This is a genomic window from Paenibacillus ehimensis NBRC 15659 (genome assembly GCF_004000785.1).
GTDB classification, from domain to species: Bacteria; Bacillota; Bacilli; order Paenibacillales; family NBRC-103111; genus Paenibacillus_G; species Paenibacillus_G ehimensis.
The window spans coordinates 1-21,036 of sequence record NZ_BILX01000011.1; the positions used below are offsets into that span (position 1 = coordinate 1).

The 21,036-nt window shown below is 56.3% G+C and carries 16 protein-coding genes; 6 read left to right on the top strand and 10 right to left on the bottom strand.

Annotation, left to right across the window (positions count from 1 at the left end):
* Both PEH01S_RS08730 and PEH01S_RS08735 read right to left on the bottom strand, forming a co-directional pair.
* Nucleotides 1-1,874 (bottom strand): DNA topoisomerase 3 (locus tag PEH01S_RS08730; protein ID WP_127484892.1); only part of this gene is annotated, 1,874 nt, incomplete at its 3' end.
* A gap of 186 nt (nt 1,875-2,060) precedes the next feature.
* Nucleotides 2,061-3,260 (bottom strand): cytochrome P450, encoded by a 1,200-nt coding sequence (locus tag PEH01S_RS08735; RefSeq protein WP_127484894.1) that lies wholly within the window; start codon nt 3,258-3,260, stop codon nt 2,061-2,063.
* 173 nt (nt 3,261-3,433) lie between these two features.
* Here PEH01S_RS08735 and PEH01S_RS08740 point away from each other — a divergent pair, with 173 nt between their 5' ends.
* Nucleotides 3,434-4,042, top strand: a complete 609-nt coding sequence (locus PEH01S_RS08740) for a TetR/AcrR family transcriptional regulator (protein ID WP_127484896.1) — start codon at nt 3,434-3,436, stop codon at nt 4,040-4,042.
* Between the two features lie 33 nt (nt 4,043-4,075).
* Here PEH01S_RS08740 and fumC read toward each other — a convergent pair whose 3' ends face one another.
* The gene (fumC, locus tag PEH01S_RS08745) at nt 4,076-5,464 is read right to left on the bottom strand and encodes a class II fumarate hydratase (RefSeq protein WP_025844498.1); all 1,389 of its coding nucleotides are present in this window, start codon (nt 5,462-5,464) and stop codon (nt 4,076-4,078) included.
* A 212-nt stretch (nt 5,465-5,676) separates the two neighbouring features.
* Between fumC and PEH01S_RS08750 the strand changes: the two genes are divergently transcribed.
* The 3 genes from PEH01S_RS08750 to PEH01S_RS08760 all read left to right on the top strand — a co-directional run bounded on the left by PEH01S_RS08750 (nt 5,677) and on the right by PEH01S_RS08760 (nt 9,103).
* Nucleotides 5,677-6,801: an NADH-dependent flavin oxidoreductase gene (locus PEH01S_RS08750; protein ID WP_127484899.1), complete on the top strand. Its 1,125-nt coding sequence runs from the start codon at nt 5,677-5,679 to the stop codon at nt 6,799-6,801.
* Between the two features lie 126 nt (nt 6,802-6,927).
* Nucleotides 6,928-8,358, top strand: coding sequence for an FMN-binding glutamate synthase family protein (locus tag PEH01S_RS08755; RefSeq protein WP_025844494.1), 1,431 nt, complete (start codon nt 6,928-6,930; stop codon nt 8,356-8,358).
* Nucleotides 8,351-9,103 (top strand): YqjF family protein, encoded by a 753-nt coding sequence (locus tag PEH01S_RS08760; RefSeq protein WP_025844492.1) that lies wholly within the window; start codon nt 8,351-8,353, stop codon nt 9,101-9,103. Before PEH01S_RS08755 ends, PEH01S_RS08760 begins: the two co-directional genes overlap by 8 nt.
* Nucleotides 9,104-9,154: 51 nt before the next feature.
* On the opposite strand, the gene PEH01S_RS08765 is transcribed toward PEH01S_RS08760, so the two are convergent.
* The 5 genes from PEH01S_RS08765 to PEH01S_RS08785 are packed head-to-tail and all read right to left on the bottom strand — an operon-like array spanning nt 9,155 to nt 14,511.
* The gene (locus PEH01S_RS08765) at nt 9,155-10,255 is read right to left on the bottom strand and encodes a GerAB/ArcD/ProY family transporter (protein WP_127484901.1); all 1,101 of its coding nucleotides are present in this window, start codon (nt 10,253-10,255) and stop codon (nt 9,155-9,157) included.
* A gap of 21 nt (nt 10,256-10,276) precedes the next feature.
* Complete coding sequence (locus tag PEH01S_RS08770; protein WP_127484903.1) at nt 10,277-11,374, bottom strand: GerAB/ArcD/ProY family transporter; 1,098 nt, start codon at nt 11,372-11,374, stop codon at nt 10,277-10,279.
* Nucleotides 11,375-11,387: 13 nt separating this feature from the next.
* Nucleotides 11,388-11,630: a hypothetical protein gene (locus tag PEH01S_RS08775; protein ID WP_025844487.1), complete on the bottom strand. Its 243-nt coding sequence runs from the start codon at nt 11,628-11,630 to the stop codon at nt 11,388-11,390.
* A gap of 3 nt (nt 11,631-11,633) precedes the next feature.
* Entirely contained in the window at nt 11,634-12,845 is a 1,212-nt protein-coding gene (locus tag PEH01S_RS08780) for a Ger(x)C family spore germination protein (RefSeq protein ID WP_164827744.1), read from the bottom strand.
* 13 nt (nt 12,846-12,858) lie between these two features.
* Entirely contained in the window at nt 12,859-14,511 is a 1,653-nt protein-coding gene (locus PEH01S_RS08785; RefSeq protein ID WP_127484907.1) for a spore germination protein, read from the bottom strand.
* A gap of 184 nt (nt 14,512-14,695) precedes the next feature.
* Here PEH01S_RS08785 and PEH01S_RS08790 point away from each other — a divergent pair, with 184 nt between their 5' ends.
* Nucleotides 14,696-16,051 (top strand): FAD-binding oxidoreductase, encoded by a 1,356-nt coding sequence (locus PEH01S_RS08790; protein ID WP_127484909.1) that lies wholly within the window; start codon nt 14,696-14,698, stop codon nt 16,049-16,051.
* Nucleotides 16,052-16,216: 165 nt separating this feature from the next.
* Entirely contained in the window at nt 16,217-18,388 is a 2,172-nt protein-coding gene (locus tag PEH01S_RS08795) for a HelD family protein (protein ID WP_127484911.1), read from the top strand.
* Nucleotides 18,389-18,436: 48 nt separating this feature from the next.
* On the opposite strand, the gene PEH01S_RS08800 is transcribed toward PEH01S_RS08795, so the two are convergent.
* Complete coding sequence (locus PEH01S_RS08800; protein WP_281281439.1) at nt 18,437-19,672, bottom strand: MFS transporter; 1,236 nt, start codon at nt 19,670-19,672, stop codon at nt 18,437-18,439.
* Between the two features lie 344 nt (nt 19,673-20,016).
* Complete coding sequence (locus PEH01S_RS08805; RefSeq protein ID WP_025844476.1) at nt 20,017-21,015, bottom strand: 2-hydroxyacid dehydrogenase; 999 nt, start codon at nt 21,013-21,015, stop codon at nt 20,017-20,019.
* Nucleotides 21,016-21,036 lie beyond the last annotated feature (21 nt).

Consider the following 21,036-nt stretch of genomic DNA (forward strand, 5'->3'; position numbering starts at 1 on the left):
GCATCGCCTTCGAACGCCTGCTTCGCCGCGGGCTTCTGTCCCCGCACCTTCTCGACGATCAGGGCGGCAAAGCGCTCGACGTTCTTCATGAACGTCTCGTGCGACGCCGCTCCACGCGCGATCTCGTTCAGCCGCCGCTCCCACTGCCCGGTCATCTCCGGCGACGTCAGCAGCTCGACGCCTGCGCCGCGGATCAGCTCGACCGCCGTGCGGCCCTTCGGCGTAATCGCGATGCGCTTGCCCTGCATCACCACGTAGCCGACCTGCTTCAGCCGCTCGATGACCGATGCGCGCGTGGCCGGCGTACCGAGCCCGGAATCCTTCATCGCGTCGCGCAGCTCCTCGTCCTCGATCTGCTTGCCCGCGCTTTCCATCGCCTTCAGCAGCGTGCCTTCGGTGTACGCCTTCGGCGGCTGGGTCTCCTTCTCCTTCGCCGCGCTGTCCTTGCACAGCACATCCTGCGCCGGATCGAGCGCGAACGGAGCGTCGGTCTCCTCCTCGGCGACGGCATCCTCTTCCTGCTCACGGTCGGCTTTGGCCTTGCCCCGGGACGGCTTGTCCTTTTCCTTTTTCTGGTCGGCATAAATGACCTTCCAGCCCAGGGACAGCAGCTGCTTGACCGTGCTCTTGAACCGTTCGCCCTCAGCCCACGTCACGATCGTATGAAGCTTGTACATCGCCGCGGGATAAAAATGCGACAAAAACCGCCGTACGATCAAGTCGTACAGCTTTTGTTCGTCGGGCGCGAGCCCGTTTGGCATTTTGTGCGTCGGCAGAATCGCATGGTGATCTTCCACCTTCGCCGGATTGCAGACCGCTTTGTTGTTTTTGTGCACCAGCTTTTTGTCCGCCTGCTGGACAAGCGGCGCATAGCCCGTCTTGCCGAGCTGGTCGAGCGCCCGGTGCATCTCGGGAATGTTTTGCTCCGTCACATAGTTGGAGTTCGTCCGCGGGTAGCTGATCGCCTTATGCTTCTCGTAGAGCGCCTGGGCGAGATCGAGCGTTTTTTTGGCGGAAAATCCGAATTTCGCATTCGCTTCGCGCTGCAGTAAGGTCAGATCGTAGAGCTTGAACGGATACTCCTTCGTATCCTTCACGTCGTAGCTCTCGATCCGGCCGGTCTTCCCTTTGACCTTGGCAGCGAGCGCCGCCGCTTTCTCGCCGTCGGTCAGCTTGTCCCCCTGCCACAGCCCGCGGTATTTGGTCTCCCCTTGCGTAAACCATGCTTCGACTTCGTAGTACTTGCTCGACGTAAACGCCTCGATCTCCTTCTGCCGGTCGTACAGAAGCGCCAGCACCGGCGTCTGCACCCGCCCGACGGACAGCAGCTCGCGGTGCTTCGTCGTAAACGCGCGCGAGCCGTTCATCCCAATCAGCCAATCCGCCTCGCTCCGCGCCCGGGCCGCCCTCGTCAGCGGCTCGAATTCCGCGCCCTCGCGCAGCTCGGCGAAGCCTTTGCGGATCGTCTCCGGCGTCAGGTCGGAGATCCACAGCCGCTTGACCGGCTGGGACAGCTTCAGGTGCCGCTGGATGAGGGAAAAAATATGCTGCCCCTCCCGCCCGGCGTCGCAAGCGTTAATCAGCAGCGTGCTCCGTTTGGCCAGCTCGGCGATGACCTTAAGCTGGTCCTTCGTCTTCGGATTGGGCACCAGCTTGAACCGCTCCGGAATGATCGGCAAATCGTTGAAGTTCCATTTTTTGTATTTTTCATCATAGGCATCCGGTTCGGCGAGGCCGATCAGGTGCCCGATGGCCCAGGTGATAATATACTGTTCGCCTTCAATATGCGTGCGTTGATTTTTCGCCTTCGGCTCGATGGCGGCCGCAATATTGCGCCCCATGTCCGGCTTCTCGGCGATAACAAGCGTCTTCATCCGTCAACTTTCCTCTCCTATGCCGATGAAACTTGCAGCGTAAGGCACCGGCATTTGCAAGCCGTATTTCGAAAACGTGCTTCATCATATTATACCATAACCCCCTTCCCGTCGACCCGTTCCTTGGAAAAACACGCAAAAAAACGGCAGGCCGGTTGACCTGACCGACCTGCAGAGGCGCTAATCCTAAACAGTGATCAGCAGCTCTTTGATCCCGTAGGCGAACGAGCTTTCAAGCGGCTTTAAAGTAAAACCCGCGCTTAACCGGAAGTCGGGATACCGCCGGATCCATGCCTTTAAGGCGATCTCCGCTTCCATGCGCGCCAGCGGTGCCCCGAGACAAAAATGGATGCCCCGGCCAAAGGCCATGTGCGGATTCGGCTTGCGCGGCACCACGAACCGCTCCGAATCCTGAAAATGCTTTTCATCGCGATTGGCCGCGCCCATCCAGGCGATGACGTATTCCCCTGCGCGCAGCTTTTTCCCTCCCAGGGTGACGTCTTCCTTTACATAACGGAAAACCGATTGAACCGGCGAACGGAAGCGCAGCACTTCTTCAATGGCCGCAGGCACCAATTCGTCCGGCTGATTTTTGATTTGCCGGTACACCTCCGGGTATTCCAAAAACGTGTAGATCGCATTGGTAATCAAGTTGGTCGTAGTTTCGTTTCCGGCAATGAGCAGCAGTATGCAAAACCCGACGATTTCCTCCTCCGTCAAGCTCTCTCCGTTCACGCTGGCCTCAAGCAGCACGGAAATGATGTCGTCTGCGGGCTCCTGTTTTTTCAGCTCGATGATTTCCTTGAAATAAGCGTAAAGCTCCCCGACCACCTGCTGCTGCTTCCGGTGCTGCTCGTTGATGGCTTCTTCGCTGTTGTTGGCCGGCCCGGCAACGGCCTGGTCCGACCAATCCTTAAATTTCCGCTTGTCTTTCGCAGGAACTCCAAGCATGGCGGCGATCACCAGAACCGGAAGCGGGTAAGATAGTTGCTCGACAAGGTCGATTTCCCGTTCTCCTCCGGCAGCATCCAACAATTCGTCGGTAATTGCCTGAATCCGCGGTTCCCAATCCTTCATCGCCTTGGGAGTAAAAGCTCTGTTGACAATGTCGCGCATCTGCGTGTGCTTCGGCGGGTCAAGATTGAGAAGGCTGTTCTCGAACAGCGACTTCCCGTCGCGAAAAATACGGGACGAAAAGATCTCCTTCCGATCCAATACCGTTTTCACTTCCTCGTAGCTGAAAACATCCCACGTACGGCGCTCCTCATCCCAACGGACGGGGGACTCTTCTCTCATTTTGCGATACCATCGGAACGGGTTGAAACGCTCCTCCGGGGTGCTGAGCTCGCGGACTTGACCAAAATCGATAATCGCGGACTTTTCCATAAATACGCCTCCTCAAATGAACTTTGTGTTGATTAATGATCACACTGTCTATTATAGTGTTAATTGGAGACGATACCATGGACAGTCCGGCGGAAAATGTCTACTAAACAGCCCGAAATCAGCCTATATTTGACAACTTTTACACAATATATCGAGCGAAAGGATGGAAGGAAGTGTCCGAGAATACGAACGATCCCCGAATTGTCCGGACGATGCACATGCTGCGGGAGGCGCTGCTTGAGCTGATGGAGGAGCAAGGCTTCGAACGAATCACGGTGAAGGATATCACGTCAAAAGCGGGGCTGAACCGGGGTACCTTTTATTTGCATTATGCCGATAAATACGATCTTCTGGAGAAAACCACCGAAGACATGATGCAGGGGCTCCGACAGATCGCCCAAACGTTCGATCCGCTGGATCTGGTCCTGCACGAGTCCCCGGATACCCCCTTTCCGTTCACGGTCCGGCTGTTCGAATATTTCGGCAAGCATGTACGCTTTTTCAGCGTGATGCTGGGGCCGAAGGGGGACCCGGCCTTTTCATCGAAATTCCAAGAGTTCATGCGGGTTCATTTATTGGACAAGTTCAACGAATTTCACCACAGCGAAGACCATGTGCCGGTGCCGTGGGATTATTTGACGGCCTATTTAATCTCCGCGCATCTGGGCATCGTTCAATATTGGCTTGAACAGGGCTGTAAACATACGCCATGGGACATAGCCTTGATGTTCACGCGCATGACCCAACTCAGCCCTATACAATCCGCAGGCTTGAAAAAGTAAAAAGACAGCCCGCTTCAGGCTGTCTCTTCCCGTTTATTCTTTCGGATGAATCATTTCCTCCGGACGCACGATCGCCACGAATTGCTCCTCCGTCAAATAGCCGCTCCGGATCGCCGCTTCCTTGAGCGTTAGTCCTTCCTTGTGCGCCGATTTGGCGATTGCTGCCGCTTTCTCGTAGCCGATATGCGGGTTCAGCGCCGTAACCAGCATCAGCGATTCGTCCAAGTACCGCTGAATGACCTCGCGGTTCGGCTCGATGCCGACGGCGCAGTGCTCGTTGAACGAATCCATCGCGTCCGCGAGCAGACGGACGGACTGCAGGTAGTTGTGAATAATGACCGGCTTAAATACGTTCAATTCGAAATTTCCTTGACTGGCCGCAAAGCCGATCACCGCATCGTTGCCCATCACCTGGCAGGCGACCATCGTCATCGCTTCGCTCTGGGTCGGGTTCACCTTGCCCGGCATAATCGAGCTGCCCGGTTCGTTCTCCGGGATGCGCAGCTCGCCGATGCCGCAGCGCGGGCCGCTCGCCAGCCACCGGACATCGTTGGCGATCTTCATCAGATCGGCGGCTAGCGCTTTGATTGCGCCGTGGCTATATACGATTTGATCGTGGCTGGTCAGTCCGTGAAATTTATTCTCGGCCGAGACGAAGGTTTCTCCCGTATAGCGGGAAATTTCCTCGGCAACCGTCTCGCCGAATTTCGGATGGGCGTTCAATCCCGTTCCGACGGCCGTGCCGCCGATCGCCAGCTCCCGCATCGGCTCCAAGCTTTCGCGGATCATTCGCTCCGTTTTCTCCAGCATGGCCCACCAGCCGCTGATTTCCTGCCCGAGCGTCAGCGGTGTCGCATCCTGCAGATGCGTACGACCGATTTTGACGATATCCGCAAATTCCTTGGCTTTATTGCCGAGCGTTTCCTTGAGCCGTTGAAGGGAGGGCAGCAGCTGCTGCCGCACCGCCAGCACACCGGCGATATGCATCGCGGTCGGGAACGTATCGTTCGAGCTTTGCGAGCGGTTCACGTCGTCGTTCGGGTGAATCCGCAGCCCGTTTCCCTTCGCTTCGAGCAACTGCGACGCCCTTCTCGCGATAACTTCGTTCGCATTCATGTTGGACTGCGTGCCGCTGCCGGTCTGCCATACGACGAGCGGAAAATGGTCGTCCCATTGTCCGCTGCTGACTTCATCGGCCGCTTGGGCGATCGCTTCCGCCTTTTCCGGCTCCAGCTTGCCCAGCTTCAGGTTCGCTGCGGCAGCCCCCTTCTTCAGCAGCGCGAACGCCCGGACGATTTCCAGCGGCATCCGCTCCGTGCCGATCTTGAAATTCTCCTTGCTCCGCTGGGTTTGAGCGCCCCATAATTTGTCCGCAGGCACTTGAATTTCGCCCATCGTGTCTCTTTCGGTTCGGAATTCCATCGTTAGCACCCTCCTTGATATAAGTACATCTTAAGATTACCCATCTTGGAAAAAATTAAAAAGCCTTGGGCGCTCGCCGGATCGACCGGCAGCTTCCGCATATCGGGCCGCAGGCCGTGGAAAAAGATTGATTTTTTTGCGGCCTTTTGATTAAATCAACTTAACATACATAATAGTATACTATATTTCCAAAGAAAGGTCGAATCCGTCTTATGAATCCACGGTATGCCCCTTTGTTCGAACCGCTCGCGCTGCGAAGCGGCATCACGCTTGACAACCGGATCGTCGTAGCGCCGATGACCCACTATACGTCCCGTCCGGACGGAACCTTGACGGACGAGGAGCTGCATTTTATCGCCCGGCGTTCCAAAGGCGCCGGCATGGTCGTTACGGCCTGCGCCTACATCGCCCCGGGAGGAAAAGGCGTCGCCGGGGAGCCCGCGGCCGACCGCGACGAAATGATACCGGAGCTGAGACGGTGGGCCCGGGTTATTCAAGCGCAAGGCACGAAAGCGGTGCTGCAGCTTCATCATAGCGGGCGAAACGCGGCCCCCGGACTCGTTCCGAACAGCGACGTCGTCGGTCCGAGCGCGGTAAAGGATGAAGCCGGAGGGTTCGTCCTCCCCCGGGCTCTGACGCCGTATGAGATCGAGGAGCTGATCCGGCAGTTCGGAGACGCCGCGCGCCGCGCCGTTATCGCCGGATTCGACGGCGTCGAGATCCATGGCGCTTTCGGCTTGCTGCTCCAGCAGTTTTATTCGCCGCACGGGAACCGCCGCCAGGATCGATGGGGCGGGAGCGTCGAGAAGCGATTGACCTTTCCTCTCGCAGTCATCGACGAGGTGAAAAAAGCCGTGGCCACCCATGCTGATCGACCGTTCATCGTCGGGTACCGCTTTACTCCCGAGGAAGCGACAACGCCGGGGCTTACGATGGCCGACGCGCTGCGCTTGGCCGATGCGCTGGCGGAGCGGGAGCTGGATTACCTTCATGTGCTGACGAACGATTACCGCTCCCGGCCGCGCCGCGGGGCTGACAGTACCCGTACCCGCCTTGAGCTGATCAAGGAAGTTGTCGGAAGCCGTGCGCCGGTCATCGGCGGCGGCTCGATCTACACGGCGGATGAAGCGTTGGAAGCGTATGAAACCGGCGTAGACCTCATTTCGCTCGCCCGCGGGCTGGTGATCGATCCCGACTGGATCGAGAAGATCAAGCAAGGCCGCGAAACGGATATCGAAACGATGCTCCGGGCTGACGCGCAACAGCGTCTCGTGATCCCGGATCCGCTCTGGCAGATGATTTGGGGGGATCCCGGGTGGTTTCCGGGCACTTCTTGAAGAAGCTCTTGCAAAAAGCGGCAATCGGATGTTTAAAATCCCTTATTTGGTATAATCCGCCTTTTTCGTGTACACACTAACCTACGTTTCTCCTTTTAACGATTCGAATCGGAAGAGGTCTTTCTTATGTCAACGAAATGGGCTTGGTTTATGCTCGGTTCGTTTGCCGGGTCGCTTGCGGCCGTCGTTCTTTCCGGCATGCTCGCCCTACTGTGCTCGAGGAGCATCATCAAGTGGATCGTCGGGCGTTTTACGAAACGGCTGATGTCCAATCCTTACGAGTCCAATATCTGGGAAGTGGTCACGGCGATGACCCGGATCAGTCCCATTACTGTCGTTGAAAACAGCATCCGCGCCGCTTCCGGCGCTGTGATCGAGCGCCCGTTCGGAAGCCCGCGCAAGTTCCTCCATTTTGAGGGACTCGTGTTCTCTCCCGCACAATTATCCGTGCTTCCGACACAAGAAGACGTGGAAATCGATATGACAACCGTGATTGGCCCCAAGGCAAAAAAGCCGTTGGTGCTCGATATCCCGATCCTCGCCGCAGGAATGGGCTATGGCGTAGGCTTGAACGAAAAGGTAAAAATCGCCATCGCCAAAGGAACAGCCAACGTCGGAACAAGCACGAATACGGGCGAAGGCGGCTTTCTGCCTGAGGAGCGGCAAAACGCAAAATATTTGATCATTCAGTACAACTCCGGCCACTGGTCCAAATCGCCGGAAATTTTAAAGCAAGCCGATGCGATTGAAATCCGCTTCGGTCAGGGGGCGCTTGCCGGCACCGCAAGCGTTCTGCAAGCCGCAGATCTGGAGGGACGAGCCAGCGAGATTATGCAAGTGCAGGGCGAGGACATCACCGTCATTCCGAGCCGGCATAAAGATATTTCGAGCCCTGCGGAGCTGAAGCAAGTGGTGGAACGCCTCCGTCAGTTGACCGGCGGTGTTCCGATCGGCGTCAAAATTTGCGCGAGCGCGGTGATGGAGCAAGATCTGGAAATCGCGATTCAGGCCGGCGTCGACTTTATCAGCCTCGACGGCGGTCAAGCGGGGACGAAAGGCGGCGCGCCGATTCTGGAGGACGATTTCGGGCTGCCGACGATCTACGCCTTATCACGCGCAGTTCGTTACCTTCGCAAACGGGGCGCAAAGGATTCGATCAGCCTGCTGACCGGAGGCGCGTATTCGCAGCCTGGCGAATGCCTCAAAGCGATCGCCTTGGGAGCTACCGGCGTGTATATGGGCACCTCGCTGCTTTGGGCCATGACGCATGATCAAGTCAAGAAAGCGATGCCTTGGGAGCCTCCGACACAGCTTGCCTGGTATACCGGTTCTTTAAAGGAACGGTTTAACGAAGAAGAAGCCGCTGTTTATTTGGAAAACTTTTTAAACTCTTGCACGGACGAAATGAAACTTGCGATCAGCGCGCTCGGCAAACGCGCTTTGCGGGAAGTCAATTCCGACGATATGGTTGCCCTCGATGCGTGGACCAGTCATGTGACCAAAGTAAGATTGGCCTATGAGCCTTGGGACAAGCCGGGAACGAATCCCCATGGATGACGAGCTGCAGAAAGGGAGGTTCGAGTTGAATACGACGCAGCCCGCTTTTCGATGGACGATGAAGCAGACCTGGGAGCATTTCTTATTCGCCCATTGGCCCGTTCCGGTCGATGCGATCCGTTCCTTTGTGCCTGAGGCGCTGGGTATCGACACTTGGGATGGAAAGGCGTGGATCGGCATCCTCCCCTTCCGCATCGGCGGAATACGGTTAAAATACATGCCTTCCCTGCCCTGGATGCGCTCGTTTCCGGAGATTAACGTCCGTACGTATGTCCGGTCGGGCGGGGAATCCGCCATCTTTTTTTTGTCCATGGACGCTTCCCATCCCCTGCTTGTTCCTATCGCCAAGCAGTGGTACCGGCTTCCGTACCATCAAGCGAAGATGCGCTTCCGCGCGGACGGCCGCAGCATTGCGGTTCAAAGCCGGCGGCTGTCGGCCTCCCGGCCGGAAGAAGCCTTCCGCGCCGTATACCGCCCTGTCTCCACCCCGTTCGCCGCCCGGCAAGGAACGCTCGAATATTGGCTGATGGAGCGCTATATCTACTATTGCCGATGCGGACGCAGCGGCGGACTGTACCGGGGACAGGTCGTTCACGCCCCATGGGAGCTGCAAATGGCCGAAGCGGATTTCCGTTGCGGGACATTGACGCGCGGATTCGGATTGGACCTGGGGACCCCCGCTCTGCTCCATTACTCCCGGGGAACCCGCGCCCTTATCGGTCCATGCCGCAAGGCGCGGGAATAAACGGCGGCTCCGCCGTTATTTTATTTCGAATCTACGGACCGTAACCTGCCGTTACGGCTTTTTCTTGCTGCGAACCATATCGACGACAAGCAGCACCAGGGGAAAGATCAGCCCGGCGGTCGGACCGTACAACGTCCACGTTCGTTCATCCCACTGCAGCTGATAAGCGGAATTCGGATAAACCACCAGAGACATCACCACCATGATCAGCCCCAGTGGCAGCGCAAGCACACGCTCGGAGCGTACGCTAAACAATTGCGCGGCTCCCTTCAGCATCGCATAGAAGTAGATCGACGTCTTATAATAAAGCCCGATAATCCAGATGGTTGCTACGATAACCTCGATTCGCGTAATAAAATTGGCAACATTGATACGTTTGGCCAACGCATAGCTGGGGTAAAATTGCCGGGCTGTCGGTCCGGCCCCCAGCACGCCAACGCATGCCGCCGTAATGATCAACAGCAACGAGCCGCCGATGAGATTTCCGATCAGCAGCGCCTTCGCGGCTTTTGTTCCTCCCCGGACGGAAGAAGGGTAAATCATTAAATAAAAGACAACGGGAATCGACGTATAGCTGATATACAATAAAATGGCCTTGATGAACGGCTTGATTCCAAAATCGATAACCGGCAGGAAATGCTCGATTTGTATTTTGGGGGAAACGAACACAATGAGAACGAAAAAAAGCACGATTACGACCGGAAAAAGCACTTCCACCGCACGCGCAAGCGTATTCATTCCGAGCAGCAGTCCCATGACGACAATGCCGCTAAACATGATATTGATCGTATATTCCGGCGTATCGGGCATAATTTGCGTCGTAATAAAATTGCCCATGTAATAAACCAAGGTTGTCGCTCCGCCCATAAAAGCGGTTAAAATCCAATAGAGCGAAAAGGCTGTGCCTAACCATCTTCCAAGCAGCTGGTTGCTGATCTCGACAAAGGTCATGTCGGGGTAACGGCGAGCTAAGTTTAAGAATAAAAGAATAATCGGTACTCCTGTCACCATGCCAGCCAGGGTGGAAATCCACGCTCCTTGTTTCGTATATCCGGCGGCACCTGACGGGATGAACAAAATGGAGCTGCCGATCGAGAAAAGAATGACCATCATCAGAAATTGCCTGACGGTTATTTTTTTATCGTTGTCCATCTGACTCCCCCCTTTGTCGAATCAACGGTTTCGGATTCTCTTTTTGACGGCCCCAATCCCAAGCAGAAGCAAGGGGATGATCAATCCAGAGGTTCCGACATACAATGGCCATATCTTCGTATCCCATTCGTGCCGGTAAGCGGCGCTCGGATATAAAATGCGGGAGAGGGCAATGGCAATCACTCCTAACGGCAGCACCAGAGCGCGATTGTCGGGCATTTTGAACAATTGTGCCAATCCTCTCATCCCCGCGTAAAAATAAACGACCAGCTTAAAATAGAGCGCTATCAGCCATAAGGCCGCCATCAGCACTTCAATGCGCGTGAAAAAATTGGCGATATTGATTTTTTTGGCCAGCGTATAGCTGGGATAAGCCTGCCGGGCTGTTCCTTCCGCTCCAAGTACCGCTATGCAAACGACGGTGATGATCAGCAGAAACAGGCCGCCGATCAGAGTACCGAGCAGCAAAGCTTTCGAGGCCCTTTTCCCTTCCCTCACGCAAGAGGGATATATCATCAGGAAAAACACCGTAGGAAAAGCAGAGAAGGCGAAATAAGAGATGTTGGCCTTGATGTGCGGCTTGAGCCCCATTTCAAATACGGGCTGCAAATTATCCGTATCCATATTCGGCGACACGGTTAAGATCATGATGACAAAAAGCGCCGTGATGATTGGAAAAAGCGCTTCCGCGGCCTGGGCTATCGTTCGCAGTCCCAGCCGCAATCCGATGACGGCCGACAGCACGTAAAGAATATTGGCGGCGTATACAGGGGTATCGGGCATAATTTGCCGGCTCACGAACGTTCCAGCGAAGTCGACTAACGATACGGCGCCAATTACAAACGTGTTGACGATCAAAAAGATCGACACTGCCGTGCCCAACCACTTGCCAAGCAGCATTTGGCTTAGTTCCACTATGCTTAGCCCGGGATAACGATTCCCCACGGCGATATACAGATAAACCAGGAGAAGGTTTAGTCCGATTCCCGTAACGATGGAAATCCATGCATCTTGTTTGGTTGCTGCCGCAGTGACTGTAGGCACGAACAAGACAGAGCTTCCAATCGTAAAATAAATGACAAGCAGCCTAAATTGTCTTGTGCTGATTCGCTCATCCATGCCCGATCACCCGCTAATCCGACGATTCCAACAGCCCGAATACATAATCGCTGACCGGCTTGTAGAAATACGCGATCCATTCCAAGGGATTCGGGATTTCCAACCGCATGCTTTTGGCAATACTTAGCCCGAGGCCCAAGGTCAACAGGATGGAAAATACCCATAAATCCTTCTTTCTTTTGTTCTTCAGCAGATAGGGCACTTCCATCCAAACGATAACCGCTCCGAAAGCAAGAATGCCTGCAATCGCCAGCATGACCTACTGCTCCTTCTTCTTCTGGATATCGTTAATAAACGAATTGGACTGTGTTCCCGTCCGTCTGACTTTTACCTGGACGGAAATGGCGACGGGCATCGTTACGAACTCTTTCTTCCAATGCTTGCTCAGCTTTTTCCAAGCTTTCGGATTGGCGCGATGAATCGCGTTGCCAAATCCGAAAATGTCCGAGCCGTAGGTTTTCTGCGCTTTGCGGACCACCTGTTTCAAGGAGGCCTGCAATTTCTCCGCTAATTTTTTTTCCAGCGCTTGCAACGACTCCGGCTTATCTAAATTGATGGCGCAGTTCACTTCCGATACATCGGCCTCTATGAAAAGGTCCACCCTGCCCTGAGGCTTTCCTTTCACGACGTTGGCCTTGAGTTTGCTGTGGATCCGATTCACGCGCAGGTCTAAGGTGTCTTTCTTCGGGCAGGCAACCCTTTCCACCGCCCCCCGGATTTTCCCGGTAATATAGTTGTAGCTCCTGCTTTCGGATTCGTTCAACCAGCCGATCAGCTTGTCGTCTTTGAATACGCCAATGGATGTCATCTTGAAATGCGCATAGTCGGCGCTTTTTTGAACGTTTTTGATTTCCTCCGCCTGCCTCTTATCCCCTAAAATCTCGACACCCGACAGCACGGCCATTTTCCCCGCACTGGTTAAGTCGGCCAGCAGTTCGTCCAAAAACACGTTGGCCGTTTCCCCGGTTAATCTCCGGTTCCACTCCAGCGATTTAAACAGCTTGGTGGCCTGTGCTTTTTCAAGTCTCGTGACAACGCTCAAGATGTCTTCCGCGCGTTGACCTTTGGCAAGCAGGATGTAAAAGTCGGCGCGGAGCTCGCTGTCTCTTGAAAAGAAGTCCAGAATGTCTTGCACCCCTTCGCGGGCCACCTGCTCGCTAATCACCAGGACCCGCAGATGCGATAAGTAAAAGTATCTCGGGGAGGTTTTGACCATCTTCCGTATCGCTTCGACCATGGTAGGAGCCGTCGATTGAAGGATAGACGTCGAGACTCCTCCCCCCGTCCCCTGCTTCGACGCGACGGCTTCGGGAATGACGACTTGCGCGGACAGCAAATATTCGCCATCCTGCTTATCGATGCTAATGCCGACGACAATGGAAATGTCATTCAGCTCCCGCCGGCTCCAGCAGCCGGTGAGCATCGCTCCCATGATCAAACAACACAGGATCGATAATGCGATTCGCTGCAAGTACGTCCTCCCCCTACCTTTGAGTCTGATCTCCCCGGTTATGCTTGGTCTCATTGGCCGGAGCGGCTTCGTCCGAAAGGCGATGCTGATTCTGAGGATGGTAAGCATCGGGACGCGTATACATTTGCCACCAAGGAACCCGCACAATCGCATCCTTTTGATCGGATAGCCTGAACGGGGCTACGGGCGACAAGTACGGTACGCCGAAGGAGCTTAAGTGGCTCAAATGCAGAACCAGCACGACAAGTCCGACAATGATGCCGAAAATCCCGAAGGAGGCGCCCAGCCCCATAAACACAAAGCGAAGAACTCTCACCGAAATACCTAGTTCGAAGCTCGGAAATATAAAACCGGCAATTGCCGTAATCGATACGATAATGACCATCGCCGGAGAAACGAGGCCCGCGTCGACCGCGGCTTGTCCCAGCACCAGGGCGCCTACGATCGAGATCGAGGTTCCCACCGCTCTGGGCATGCGAATTCCGGCTTCGCGCAAAAGCTCGAACGTTACCTCCATCATCAGCGCTTCGATCAGAGCCGGGAAAGGAATCCCTTCCCGCTGTCCGGCAAGACTGATCAGAAGCGTCGTCGGAATCATCTCTTGATGAAAAGTGGTAATCGCGATATAGAGCGAGGGCGCCAGCAAGGAGATCATAAGCGCGATATATCGCAAAATGCGAATCAGCCCGTAATCGGACCGATGATAATAGTCTTCGGCCGCCTGCATAAACTGTGTAAACACCGCAGGCACAATCAGAACAAAGGGCGTTCCGTCTATCAGGATCGCTACGCGCCCCTCAAGCAAGGCAGCGGCGACCACATCCGGCCGCTCGGAATTGTTAACGGTTGGAAAAACGGAATATTTGCTATCCTGAAGGAATTCCTCGATATAGTTGCTCTCCAGGATGCCGTCGATATCAATTTGCCCGAGACGGTCGCGGACGCGCCGGAGAATTTCGTCATTTACAATGCCGTGAATATACATGAGGCAGACGTCCGTTTGTGTCACGCGTCCAACTTGCCTGGATTCCACCCTTACGTTCGGGCTTTTAATTTTCCGGCGGATCATGGCGATGTTCGTATGGACGGATTCGGTAAATCCTTCCTGCGGCCCGCGGACGACGGTTTGCGCTATGGGCTCGGAAACGCTTCGGTATTCCCCTCCGCTTGTGTTAACCGACAACGCTTGTCTGCACCTGTCAATCAAGAGGAGCGTGTGTCCCGTAAGCAAGGAGGAATATAAAGACTGGAGCCGGCTTTCGACGCGGATATCCCCGACGGTAACAGGCATATGCCGCAAAATCCAATCCATATTGCCCATCCCCTGATGGGAATCGGCCAACTCGTGCTTATCGGCATCAGAAAGAAACGAGTCAATGAAACGGAATACGGATTGGGAATCCACAAGACCTCCGATGTAGACAAATGCGCATTGGACCGCAGCACTCGGTCCGGCACAAATGATCCTGACAATAAGATCGGAGCTGTTCCCAAACTGGCTTTTGATCGCTTCCAGGTTATTCTGCAGCGCGCTATCCAACGGTTTCCCGCCGTCCGATGGATTGTTGCTTCTGTCCGACGGGTTGTTGCCGCCTTCCTGCTGACTGTTTTGCTGTGAGGCCGGCGAGCGGTTCATGCTTTTGTTGCTGCGGGTAAAATGCTGCATGGTTCCTCGACCTCAATCTTACGTTAATGCCACTAGTATTCATCGTTCGCAGTTACTTTATTCCATATCATGCGCATGATTGGACGTTCCTCCAAAATGTGGTTTACGGTAAATCTTCAACAACCCGCTTGAATATAAATGAAACGAACGGTGGGGACTTTGAACAAAGGAGTGGAGCCGCTGCATGAGATCGATAAGCTCGCTTACGGGTCGGATTGTGCTCCCCGGAAGTGCGGATTACGATGACGCCAGAATGAGCTACAATGCCCGGTTCTCGAAGTATCCGGCTGCCATCGTCTTTTGCGGGCATGTCCGCGATGTGGTGAATGCCGTCCGCTGGGCGCGGGAGAACGGCTATCCGCTCCGCGTACGCAGCGGGCGGCACTGCTACGAGGATTTCACCCTCGCAGACGGCGGAATCGTCATCGATGTCAGCCCGATGAACGGCGTACGGTTCGATCCGGTGAATCGGACCGCCGCCGTTCAAACCGGTGTCCGGCTGCTTCCGCTGTATGAGGCATTGTGGCGGCACGGCGTCACCATTCCGGGCGGAACTTGCCCGACCGTCGGAATTGCCGGGCTGACGCTGGGCGGCGGATACGGATTTCTCTCCCGCCTGCTCGGACTTTCCTGCGATCAACTGCTGGAGGTCGAAACGGTACTTGCCAGCGGCCAGGTGATCCGGGCCAACGACCGCGAGCATGCGGATTTGCTATGGGCTTCCCGCGGCGGCGGCGGCGGAAATTTCGGCATCGCCACTTCGTTTACGTTTCGGGTGCACCCGATATCATGCGTTGCCATCTACCGGATTGTCTGGCCTTGGCGGGATCTGCCGCTGCTGCTGAACGTATGGCAGCATTGGGCGCCCTCGGTCGACGAACGGCTGACGCCTTCACTCGTCCTGTCGGCCGGCTTCGGAGGCTATTGCACCTCCTCCGGTCTGTTTGTCGGACCCGAATGGCAGCTTCGCGAGCTGCTGGCCCCGCTGCTTGCGGCAGGAATGCCCGTCGAAACGGAGATCACGACCGTGCCTTATCTCGAGGCTTTGTACCGGTTCGGAGGGTTGAAGAAGGAAAGTGCGCAGTGGCAAATGACTCCCGAGCACCGGCACCGGTTCAAAAACAGCGGCGCCTTAGTGTACCGCCCTTTGCCGCCTCGGGCGATATCGACGATTGCCGCATTCCTTGATGCGGCCCCGAGTCCGATCTGCATGATCATCTTCGAGAGCCTTGGCGGCCGTCTGGGACGGATTCCTGCCCATGCCACCGCTTTCGTTCATCGCCAAGCAAGCTTCCATATGCAGTATATCACCCAGTGGACCGATCCGGCGGCGGACGAAGCCCATCTCCGCTGGGCCGAGAGCATTCGGAAGGCTTTGCTCCCTTATACGTTCGGCCAGTATGTCAATTACCCGAACGTCTTCGACGCCGATTGGGCGCAGGCGTATTACGGCTCCAATCTTAGCGCGCTGCGCCGGATCAAGCGGAAATACGATCCGGATAACGTGTTCCGGTTCGCACAAAGCATTCCGCCGCTGTAAGTCCTCCTTGTCATCCATGAGAACCCGCTGAACCGACCGGACCCCCCACAGGTTGACCTCTTGTGAAAAAAGCGTTTAAACGCTTGCAACGCCAAGCTCCGTTATGCTATAGTATTACTCCTGTCCATTTTTGGGAATTCATAACACGAACGGAGGTACGGACCCATGGAATCTAGTCTGCAAAGCGCTTACTTGGAGGAGAAAGAACGGCTGGAGCAAACGATTCAAGAAATGGAAAGGCATCTGGAAGCACTTCAGGCTATACCGCCCTATACGGGACACGACATGACGGAGCAGGTGCTGGAGTCGATCCGCGAAAACAAGCGGCGCAGCTTGGCGCACGCGCTGCCCGAGCCTTACTTCGGCAGACTGGATTTTCATGAAACGGGAAAGCCCGGTCCGGCCCCGCTCTATATAGGTAAATCCGGCGTGGAAAAGGCGGACTCTCCCGAGCTGATGGTTGTCGATTGGCGTGCTCCGGTAGCGAGCCTTTTTTATTCGTTCACGGGAGGCAGCGAAGCGGTCAGCTACGATTCGCCCGATGGCGTCGTGCAAGGGCTCGTCTACTTGAAGCGCAACCTTGTGATCCGCAAGCAGATTCTGCAGCGCGTGGTCGATACGTTCGACCGCGCATCGGACGCGATGGCGGTTACGGACGAGTTCCTGCTGTACCGGCTCGGCGAGAATAAAGACAATAAGCTGCGCGACATCGTCTCGACGATCCAAGCTGAGCAGGATGCGATCATTCGTGCCGGCAAAAACCATGCGCTCGTCATTCAAGGCGTCGCGGGAAGCGGGAAAACGACCGTGGCCCTGCATCGGCTTGCTTACCTGCTCTATCAATACCGGGATCAAGTCAAAGCGGAAAAAATGATCATTTTCGCGCCCTCCCGCATGTTTCTCGATTATATTTCCGGCGTTCTGCCGGAGCTCGGCGTCGGGCATATCCAGCAAACCACGTTCTCCGACTGGGCGCTGGAGCTGCTGGATCACGAGGTCAAGCTGGCCGACCCGGCACAAGCGCTGCGGCATTGGTTCGCCGTCGGCGCGGCGCGCCCGGTCATGGACGATACGGCCCCCGGCCGGTTTAAGGGCGCGCTCCGCTTTATGCAGTGGCTGGACGGGCTGTTGAACGCATACGAGCTGCAGGCGGTGCCGCAGACGGACTTTGTTCCGTGGGACGGCGCCAAGCTCCCGTACCGCACCATCCGCGACTGGTACGCGGTGGAATACAAGCACGAGCCGCTGATGAAGCGCCGCGAGCGGGTGCTGGCCCGAATCAAGCGATGGCTGGAGATGGAGCTCGATAAAGTATGGGAGGTCCACCTGAAGAAGGATTACAAGAAGCGAGGCTCCGCCCGGCTTCGCGATTATGGCAAGCAATGGACGGCCTATTCGCCTTTCGGCTTCTACAAGGAGCTGTTCCGCACGGCGGAGTCCGGCGCCCTGCCCTTCGTTTCCGAGGCGGATGAGCGGTTCATTCCCGAAGAGGTGCGGCAAGCCACGCTCACGGCAGCCAAGAAAAAGCTGGTGCAGCCGGAGGACCTCGCCCCGCTGCTCTTTATTCGCCAGCGCTTCGAAGGCATCCATGGCGATCTGCGCTTCGACCATACCGTTATCGACGAAGCGCAGGACTTCTCGCCATTCCAGGTGGCGCTGCTGGCACTGCACACAAAGAACGGTTCGTTCTCGATTCTCGGCGATTTGTCGCAAGGCATTCACGCCTACCAAGGCGTTCGGGATTGGCAAGAGCTGTTGTCGCTGTTCCCGGAAGAGAACCGCGCCTACTATACGCTGAACCGCAGCTACCGATCGACGATGGAAATTATTTACTTCGCGAACGAAGTGCTGAAGCGCGGACTTGCCGAGCCGCCGGCACTGGCCGTGCCGGTATTCCGCAGCGGCGAGCCGGTCGAGCTCGCGCAAGCGGACGGCCCGGCGCTGGCGCAGCGCCTCGCCGGAGCCGTGCAGGAACACCGGCAGCGCGAGGGCGCAGGCACGCTAGCCGTCCTCGCCCGCACGGAGGAGCGGTGCCGCGAGCTGCACGCGCAGCTGCTCGCCGCCGGATGCGACGGCGTGAACCTGATCGTCCCGGGCCAGCAGCAGTACGAGGGCGGCGTCTCCGTCGTTCCGGTGTACATGGCCAAAGGACTCGAGTTCGATTCCGTCCTGCTCGTGGACGTCGATCCGGTCCATTACGCGCAGACGCCGCAGGACGCGAAGCTGCTTTATGTCGGCTGCACCCGGGCTCTGCACGAGCTGAAGCTGTATTATTCGGGCGATCCTTCCCCGTTGATCGCCGGCGTTCAAGGCGATTTTGTGAAGGCGGCGCAGTAAAGCGAAAGGCCGGGGCGGAAGTCCGGCCTTTTTTACTTTTATTCGGTACTAACCTTGCGTCGTTTCGGAGCGCTCCGCCTGCCCCTTCTTGCCAGACTGCCGGATAAGCGGGACAAGCACCGCCAAGCCGGCCAAAAACAGCAGGGCCGCCATTTCATAAACGGCCACCAGCGATGTCGCCTGCTTGATCGCCCCTGCCAGGCTCATCGTGACAACCATGGAACCGCTCAGCAGCGGAGTGAGCAGTCCGTTCACCCGACCGATGAACGTCTCGTCCGCATTTTGCATGACTAACGTATTCGTTCCAATAAATATGCACGGCTGAACAAGCGCGATCAGGAAGGAAGCGCTTACTGTAAGCCAAAGCTGTGCGGACCATCCGGCCGCCGCGGTACCGACCGCGCTGACGAGCATCCCTAAGCTTAGCAGCTTTTGCGGAGCGGCTTTTCCCGCAAAACCGACTATAAGAAGACTGCTTATCACTTCTCCGAGCCCGTAAGCGGTCATCGTCCACCTTAATTGCTCCTCCGGCAGCCCAAGTCTTTCGGTAATAAGGAAAATGCCAAGCGGCTGAATCAACCCGACGGCAAGCCCGACCGCCAAATAGCATGCCCCTAATCGCCTGAGCACCGGATTCGATACGACATAACGGAACCCGTCGGCGATCTCCTGATACAGCCCCGTCTGTCTTTTTGCAGCCTCTTCCATGCCGTCCGGCGGCAAGCATGCAAGCACAACTGCCGAAAAAATAAAGGCGGCGCCGGTGATCCCTAGAGCGGTCTCCATCCCGAAGCTTTGATAGGCGAATGTTCCGATCGCCGGTCCGAGAACCATAAATAACGACATGACCGTTTGCAGTATGGACATGCCGGTCTGCATTTGTTCGGCAGGCACATGCTTCGCAAACAGCTTCATGCCGGACGGCTGCGCAAACTGCGACACGATTGCGGACATCAGGGTGGCAAAGAACACCGCCTTCCACGTGCTGAGAACCAAGGCAAGCAGCACGACAATGATCGAGAGCGCACTCAAAAGCTCGCACAGAACGAGGGTCCGCTTGGGACGCCACCGGTCAGCGAAGGCTCCGCCGATCAGCGAGAATACGAAGATCGGCCCGAACTCGGCAACCGAAATCAGCGAGACGGCGAACGGGTCCCCTCCCGATTGCTTCATGACAAATAATAAAACCGACAGATTGCGTACCCAGATGCCGAGCTGCGAGAACGCCATCGACAGCATAATGGCCTGTACGACCCGGTTGCGAAACAGCGATGATCCGGTAATATATCCTCATCCTTTCTTTAATAATAATGGCCGGGCTCCGCTTCCGGACTTCGTAACGGAAACCTGAATTTCGGTCCGTAATCCGGTGCCCGGTGTGTGTAATCTCCTTTGAATACGCGCGTATTTCGATTACACAATTAGCTTAATCCCTCCTGCTGCAGGAGAGTCAAGACACCGTACCGCAAAAAAATTTGTTAGCAGTCCATACAACGGAAAAAGGACGTCGTTCTCCACCGATAACGGAACTCAGATGTCTCCTCCCTGTTTAGCGAAAAAGAACCATTAAAAAAAGCCGCGCTCGGCGGCTTTCGGACTTGCTAATTCTTTTATAGAACCGGATCCGGCTACTTGTTTTCGAGCAGCTCCCGCAGCTCCGGTACAACATTCGGCGGGTGTCCCCCAGTCAAGGCGGCAACGAGATTGCGCGCGGCAAGCATCGCCATATCGAGCCTCGTCTTCGCTGTGGCCGAGCCGATATGCGGCAGCGTGACCACGTTCGGCATATGCAGCAGCGGATTGTCCGGGCCCGGCGGCTCCGGATCGAACACGTCAAGTCCCGCGCCCCGGATGAGTCCGGCTTGCAGGGCATGGATCAGTGCGGGCTCGTCCACCGTCTTCCCGCGGGAAGCGTTGATGAAGAACGCCGTCGGCTTCATCCTTTCGAAGTGCTCCTGGCGGATCATCCGTTCCGTCTCCGGTGTCAGCGGCGTCATCATTACGACGAAGTCCGACTCCCGCAGCAGCTCGTCCAAGCTGCAGTAGCGGGCGGCGAACCGTTCCTCCGTCTCCGGCTTCCGGCTGCGGTTATGATAAAGCAGGCTCATGCCGAAGCCGTCCACCGCGCGCTTGGCAATCGCTTCGCCGATCCGGCCCATCCCGATGATGCCGAGCGTCTGATGGTGCACGTCCATGCCGAAGAAATATTCGTCGGTCAGCCCTTTGCCCCGCTGCCAGCGGCCCTGCTTCACGAACGCATCCAGCTCGGGGATACGCCGTGCGGCGGACAGCATAAGCGAAAGCACCAGGTCCGCGACCGTCTCGTCCAGCACATGCGGCGTATGCGTCCCGATAACCCGGCGGGCCTTCATCGCTTCCAGATCGAAGTGATTGTACCCGACTGAAATGCTGCTTACCGCCCGCAGCTTAGGGGCATGGTCCAGCAGCTCCCGATTGATCGGACCTCCGGTCGTCAGCAGCCCTTCCACGTCGTGAAGCTCCGCAAGAAGCCCTTGCCTGGAAGGGACGCCTTGACCGTCCCACATCCGGCACTCGCAGTGCTCCTCCAGATAGGCGAACACCTGCTCGGGGATCGCTTTGGAAATGTAAATTTTCGGTTTGCTCATCGAATCGGCTCCTCTCCGAAC